A 6605-nucleotide genomic window follows, 5' to 3' on the forward strand; every position below is an offset into this window, starting at 1 on the left:
TCATGCCCCCTTCGGCGGCACGACCTGCATGTACAGGGTGGTGAGGATCAGGTTCAGCAGGAACAGCAACAGGAAGGTGATCACCACCGACTGGTTCACCGCGTCGCCGACGCCCTTGGGGCCCCGGCCGGGGTTGAGCCCGCGGTAGGCGGCGACCACACCGGCGACGAAGCCGAAGATGACCGCCTTGATCTCGCTGATCCACAGGTCCGGCAGCTGGGCGAGCGCGGAGAAGCTGGCCAGATAGGCACCCGGGGTGCCGTCCTGCATGATCACGTTGAAGAAGTAGCCGCCGAGCACGCCGACCACCGAGACCAGCCCGTTGAGGAACGCGGCCACCCCCATCGCGGCGAGCACCCTGGGCACGACCAGGCGCTGCACCGGGTTGACCCCGAGCACCTCCATCGCGTCGATCTCCTCGCGGATGGTCCGAGACCCCAGGTCCGCGCACATGGCCGAGCCGCCGGCGCCCGCGATGAGCAGCGCGGTCACCACCGGGCTCGCCTGTTGGATGATCGCGAGCACGCTGGCCGCGCCGGTGAACGACTGCGCGCCGATCTGGGTGGTCAGCGAGCCGAGGTGCAGCGCGATGACCGCGCCGAACGGGATCGCCACCAGCGCGGCGGGCAGCAGCGAGACGCTGGCGATGAACCAGAACTGGCCGATGAACTCGCGGAACTGGAAGGGACGCTTGAAGGTGCAGCGGATGACCTCGAGGCCCAGCGCGTAGAGCCGGCCGGTCTGCCGCAGTGCCGCCAGCCCGGTGAAGTTCCGTTTGGTGTTCTGCTGGCTCATCGCCCGAACCGGTCCGTCGGCTCGAGACTCGACAGGATGCTCTGCCGGGCGGCGGGTGGCAGCGTGTGCAGGATGCGCATGACCCGGTCCTTGCGCCGGCGCACCCCCTGGCGTTCGGGCAGTCCCGGCGTCGGTTCGAGCTGGGGCGGCACGCCGTGGATCTGGTCGGCGCCGAGGTCGATGCCGGCGGCGATCTCGGCGGCCATGGTGGCCTCGTCCTTCTCCTCGCTCATCCCGATCGGCCCGATCCGGCTGCCGTTGAGGAACTGCTTGACCGCCGGCTCCTCGCTGGTCAGCAACACCTCGCGCGGGCCGAACATGACCAGTTCCCGGCGGAACAGCATGCCGATGTTGTCCGGCACGGTGCGCGCGACGTTGATGTTGTGGGTGACGATCAGGATGGTCGCGTCGATCTGCGCGTTCAGGTCCAGCAGCAGCTGGGAGATGTAGGCCGTGCGGACCGGGTCGAGGCCGGAGTCCGGCTCGTCGACCAGGATGATCTTCGGGTCGAGGACCAGCGCGCGGGCCAGGCCGGCGCGTTTGCGCATGCCGCCGGAGATCTCGCCGGGGAGCTTGCGCTCCGCGCCGGCGAGGCCGACCATGTCCATCTTCTCGCTGACGATGCGCCGGACCTCGGTCTCGGACTTCTTCGTGTGCTCGCGCAGCGGGAAGGCGATGTTGTCGTAGAGGTTCATCGAGCCGAACAGGGCGCCGTCCTGGAACAGCACGCCGAACAGCTTCCGAATGTCGTAGAGTTTGTGCTCCGAACAGCGGACAAGGTCGATACCGTCGATGACGATTGAGCCCGTGTTGGGTTTCAGCAACCCGACCAGACATTTCAGGAACACGGACTTCCCGGTGCCGGAAGGGCCAAGCAACACGCTGACCTCACCGACCGGCAGCGTCAACGTGACGTCCTGCCAGATTCGCTGGCGCCCGAAGGATTTTCCCAATCCCTCGACGGCCACCTCGACGCCCATCCACACCTCCGCCGGGGACAACGCAGGCGCTGTTACGACGTGCCGGACAGCCCGTCACATCGAATTAAACGTCGGCGTTTATTACCGGGGAGTAGGTTAGTTCGGGCCATTCTCGGTGGCAAGAAGCGGGGTCGAAGCCCCCAATTCTTGCCTTGCCGTGACAGTTCCGCACCCCTGTCTTGTCCGCAGGTGCGCAATTTTGACGAACGGCCAGGACAGCCGTCAGCGGGCCGTCAGTGGGCGAAGTGCCGGGTGCCGGTCAGGTACAGCGACACCCCGGCGGCCTCCGCCGCGGCGATGACCTCCGCGTCCCGCACCGAACCGCCCGGCTGGACGATCGCCCGCACGCCCGCGTCCAGCAACAGCTGCGGACCGTCCGGGAACGGGAAGAACGCGTCCGAGGCCGCCACCGATCCCGCGGCCCGCTCACCGGCCCTGGCCACGGCCAGCCGGGCGGCGTCCACCCGGTTCACCTGGCCCATGCCGACGCCGACGGTGGCCCCGCCCGCGGCCAGCACGATCGCGTTGGACTTGACCGCGCGGCAGGTGCGCCAGGCGAACGCCAGGTCGGCCAGCACGTCGTCGTCGGCCGGCTTGCCGGTGGCCAGGGTCCAGGACGCCGGATGGTCGCCGTCGGCGTCGATCAGGTCCATCGACTGCATCAGCAGCCCACCGGACACCGCGCGGATCTCCGCGCCGCCCCGGCGCGGCGCCGGCGCGACCAGGATGCGCACGTTCTTCTTCCGCGTCAACACCTCCACCGCGCCCTCGGCATAGGACGGCGCGACGATCACCTCGGTGAACACCTCAGCCACCTGCTCGGCCATGTCGACGGTCACCTCGCGGTTGGCGGCGATCACCCCGCCGAAGGCGCTCAACGGGTCGCAGGCGTGTGCCTTGCGGTGTGCGTCGGCCACCGCACCCACACCGTCCACAGTGGACACCGCGATGCCACACGGGTTGGCGTGCTTGATGATCGCCACGCAGGTCTGCTCGTGATCGTGCGCCGCCCGCCAGGCGGCGTCCGCGTCGGTGTAGTTGTTGTACGACATCTCCTTGCCGTGCAACTGTTTCGCGGTCGCCAGTCCGTCGCCGCCGTGGCTGGACACGTACAACGCGGCCTGCTGGTGCGGGTTCTCGCCGTAGCGCAACACGTTCTGCCGCTGCCAGCTCGCGCCGACCCAGCTGGGCAAGTCCTCGTCCGCCGGCGCCAGCGCACTGCCCATCCAGGACGCCACCGCGATGTCGTAGGACGCGGTGTGCCGGTAGGCGTCCACCGCGAGCCGCTGGCGGTCGGTCAGCGTGAAGCCGCCGTCGCGGACCTGTTCGAGCAGCCAGTCGTACCGCGTGGGATCCACGACCACCGCGACCGAGGCGTGGTTCTTGGCCGCCGCGCGCACCATCGCCGGGCCACCGATGTCGATCTGCTCCACACACTCGTCGGCCGACGCGCCGGCGGCCACCGTCCGCTCGAACGGGTACAGGTTCACCACCAGCAGATCGAACGGCTCGATGCCGAGCCCGGCGAGCTGCTCGACGTGCGCCGGCTTGCGCAGGTCGGCGAGCAGCCCGGCGTGCACCCTCGGGTGCAGCGTCTTCACCCGGCCGTCCAGTGACTCCGGGAACCCGGTGACCTGCTCGACCGGCGTCACCGGCACCCCGGCGTCGGCGATCGTGCGGGCGGTACCGCCGGTCGACACGATCTCCACGCCGTTCGCGTGCAGGCCGGTCGCCAGTTCGAGCAGCCCAGCCTTGTCCGACACCCCGATGAGGGCCCGGCGAACCGGGCGCCGCTCGTCAGTCACTCCGATGCTCACCTTTCGTCCGCGCACCGTGTAGCCCTCCCTGGCCAACAGTGCGATCACCTCGACCAGCAGCCGCCGTTCCACGACCTTGATCCGTTCGTGCAGCGTCGCGACATCGTCGTCCGGCGCCACCGCAACCGCTTGCTGGGCCACGATCGGCCCGGTGTCCACCCCCGCGTCGACCAGGTGCACGGTGCACCCGGTGACCGCGACGCCGTAGGCCAGCGCGTCGGCCACCGCGTGCGCGCCGGGGAACGCCGGCAGCAGCGCGGGATGGGTGTTGACCACCCGACCGGCGAACCGCGCGAGGAACGCCGGCCCGAGGATCTTCATGAACCCGGCCGACACGACCAGGTCCGGCTGGTAGGCCGCGACGGCATCGGCCAGCGCGACATCCCAGGCGGCGCGGTCGGCATGGTCGCCGAGCCGCACGACGAAGCCCGGCACCCCGGCCCGCTCGGCCCTGGCGAGCCCCTCGATGCCCGGCCGGTCCGCACCGACGGCGACCACGCGCACCGGGAACCGAGGAGTCGTGCTCGCGTCGAGCACGGACTGCAACAAGGTTCCCGAACCGGAGACCAGCACGACGACCCGCACGGGGACGCCCGGCCGCACCGAGGTCGACTCACTCAGCGGGAACTCCAGAAATCACGCATACCCGCAGCTTAACCAGCGGGTCCGCCGGTTGGGTCGCCGGCCTTGGCCGGCTCGGCGACCGCGACCCCACCGTCAACCCCGCCGTCATCCTCGCTGTCGACCTCGTCCGCAACCTCGTCCTCGACGCCGTCCATGGCCGGTGGCTTCCGGAACCAGACCACGAGTGCCGCCGGCACCCCGACGGCCAGCACCAGCGCCACCGACACCGCCGGGGCACGCATCGACACCGGGTCGAAGGCGCCGTTGCCGAGCCGGCCGCCGGCACTGCCCGCGAGCAGCACGATCGCCACCGCGACCACCCCGACGGCCACCGCGACCGCCCGCAACCGGACCACCGGCTGCTCGGCGACGTACCGCAGCCGCCGGCCGACCAGAATGCCGACCGCCACCGGCAGCAGGGCCAACACCGGCCACCACACCGCCTGCTCCTCTGGCAACGCGGCCAGCAGCGGCACGCCGGGCACCGGACCGCCGGTGAACGTCAGCGGCGAGACCTCCAGACCACCGATGGCGAACCCCGGACCGGCCAGGAACGCCGTGCCCGCGATCACCGCGTTCGGTAGGTAGCCAAGGCACAGCAACACCATGCCGACCACGTCGCCGGCCCCGGACGCGGACGCGGCGAACAGGTCCCGCGCGGTGGTGATCGAGGTGAGCAGCCCGAAGCCGGCCACCGCGGCGCCCGCGGTGAGCAGCAGCGCGAGCGCGACCGCGCCGGCGGCCAGCCCACGCACCGCGACCTCGTCGAGGCGGGCGACCAGCACGCCGGTCAGCCCACCTCGGCGCAGCACCCCCACGGTCGCGGCGATCGCGGCGAGCAGCGCCGGATAGTAGAACGCGGCCAGCGGGTCGAGCTCGACGAGCCGGCCGGGCGGCAGCAGCGCCACCGTCAGCCCGCAGACCCCGTGCGCGACGGTGATCGCGGCGACCACCCGGACCCCCGCCAGTGGGGTGACCGGGCCGAGCCGGGTGATCGCGGCGCCGGCCGCCCCGCAGGCGAGCACCATCACCAGCAGCGTCGGCAACAACGGCAGCGCGCCGAAGTCGACCCCACCGATGGCGACCGGCACCTGGTAGGCGGCCAGCCAGCTCGGTAACGCGGCGCCGAGTACGCCCGTGGCGGACAGGTGCGCGAACCGCGCGGCGGCGGTGACCAGCGCCAGCAACCCGGCGATGACCGCGTAGCCGAGGACCGGCGGGACGGCCGCGGCCAGTGCGAGTACCTGGATCCTGGTCAGCCGCGACACCGGCGCTGGCTGAGGAGGTGCCATGGCACCCACTGTCACATGTGGACTCGAACGGTTCGGCCGTGCCACGCCGCCCGGTCATCACATCAGGTGAATGTAGGCGTTCGCCGCACGTCAATGGGGGTGGCACCGGAGTCCGGTGCCACCCCCATCGGGTGATGTCGAGCAGCGTTATTGCTGCGGGTAACCCCCGGGCGGCGTGCCCGGCTGCTGCTGCTGGCCGAACTGGCCCTGCTGCGGCGCGAAGGTGGTCTGCTGACCGGGCTGCGGCGCGGGCGGCTGCGGCTGGCCGTACTGCGGCTGCTGCGGGGCCTGCTGGAACGCGCCGGATGGCGGGTACATGCCGCCCGGCTGCTGGGCATACGGGTTGGGCGCTGGCGGCTTGATGATGCCGAGGTCGAGCAGCAGCCCGGCGATGGCGGCGAGCATCTGGATGATGCCGAAGATCATCACCATGATGCCGCCGGCACCCAGGTCGCCGTTCGCGGTGAAGACCGTGAACAGGAAGGCCCACACCCCGGAGAACACCAGGACGGCCGGCACCAGGCCCGGCTTCTTGTCCTCGCCCGGCAGGATGACCTTCACGCTGAGCAGCCCGCCGGCCAGCAGGATCGCCGGCACCCAGCCGTAGCCGCCCTCGTAGAAGGACACGTCCCCGGCGTCGGTGATGCTGGCGAAGGACAGGAACAGGATCAGAACGCCCAGACCAGCGACGACGAGGTGCGCGATCTGCGGCAAGCCGAGCTTGAGCCCGCTCCCCGGCGGGGGGCCGTAGCCACCCGGGCCTTGTAGCGGCTGCTGCGGGCCTTGGCCGGGGTATCCACCCGGCTGGCCGCCTGGGAACGTCATCGCGTTGCTCTCCTCAGCTCACTTGACGCGATTACTACGGAAACGGTCGAGCCGGCGGGTAGAGCCAACTCCACACGACTCCGACGACCGTCAGCCCGGAGAGGTTCCCCCGAACACCGACCATTGTCGGACCTCTACTCGTGGCCGGACGCTACACCAGCGTCCGGCCCACCCTGCGGCTGGCTCGCGGACGAGCTCAGCTCAACTTGGCCACCAACTGCCGGGCGAGTTCGGCGGTTTCCGACGGGGTCTTGCCGACCCTGACCCCCGCC

Annotated in this window: 5 protein-coding genes and 1 pseudogene; all 6 read right to left on the reverse strand. The window is 70.7% G+C overall.

What is annotated here, in order from left to right:
* Positions 1–795 carry an MlaE family ABC transporter permease gene (locus tag ACYVIP_RS08525; RefSeq protein WP_460393872.1) on the reverse strand — a complete coding sequence of 265 codons (795 nt, stop codon included), beginning with the start codon at positions 793–795 and terminating at the stop codon, positions 1–3.
* Positions 792–1775: an ABC transporter ATP-binding protein gene (locus tag ACYVIP_RS08530; protein ID WP_460393874.1), complete on the reverse strand. Its 984-nt coding sequence runs from the start codon at positions 1773–1775 to the stop codon at positions 792–794. Before ACYVIP_RS08530 ends, ACYVIP_RS08525 begins: the two co-directional genes overlap by 4 nt.
* Positions 1776–2008: 233 nt before the next feature.
* On the reverse strand, positions 2009–3586 hold the full coding sequence (gene purH / locus ACYVIP_RS08535) for a bifunctional phosphoribosylaminoimidazolecarboxamide formyltransferase/IMP cyclohydrolase (RefSeq protein ID WP_460393882.1): 1578 nt from the start codon (positions 3584–3586) through the stop codon (positions 2009–2011).
* 3 nt (positions 3587–3589) lie between these two features.
* Positions 3590–4195, reverse strand: a pseudogene (gene purN / locus ACYVIP_RS08540) (phosphoribosylglycinamide formyltransferase); the annotation flags it as partial.
* A 50-nt stretch (positions 4196–4245) separates the two neighbouring features.
* Positions 4246–5508, reverse strand: coding sequence for a cell division protein PerM (locus tag ACYVIP_RS08545; RefSeq protein ID WP_460393876.1), 1263 nt, complete (start codon positions 5506–5508; stop codon positions 4246–4248).
* A gap of 147 nt (positions 5509–5655) precedes the next feature.
* Positions 5656–6333 carry a DUF5336 domain-containing protein gene (locus ACYVIP_RS08550; protein ID WP_460393878.1) on the reverse strand — a complete coding sequence of 226 codons (678 nt, stop codon included), beginning with the start codon at positions 6331–6333 and terminating at the stop codon, positions 5656–5658.
* Positions 6334–6605 lie beyond the last annotated feature (272 nt).

This window comes from Actinophytocola sediminis (assembly GCF_054779715.1).

Coding starts and splice junctions, on each gene's coding strand:
- ACYVIP_RS08545 (WP_460393876.1), bottom strand. CDS start 5,508: ATGGCACCTCCTCAGCCAGCGCCGGTGTCGCGGCTGACCAGGATCCAG.
- ACYVIP_RS08550 (WP_460393878.1), bottom strand. CDS start 6,333: ATGACGTTCCCAGGCGGCCAGCCGGGTGGATACCCCGGCCAAGGCCCG.
- ACYVIP_RS08530 (WP_460393874.1), bottom strand. CDS start 1,775: ATGGGCGTCGAGGTGGCCGTCGAGGGATTGGGAAAATCCTTCGGGCGC.
- ACYVIP_RS08525 (WP_460393872.1), bottom strand. CDS start 795: ATGAGCCAGCAGAACACCAAACGGAACTTCACCGGGCTGGCGGCACTG.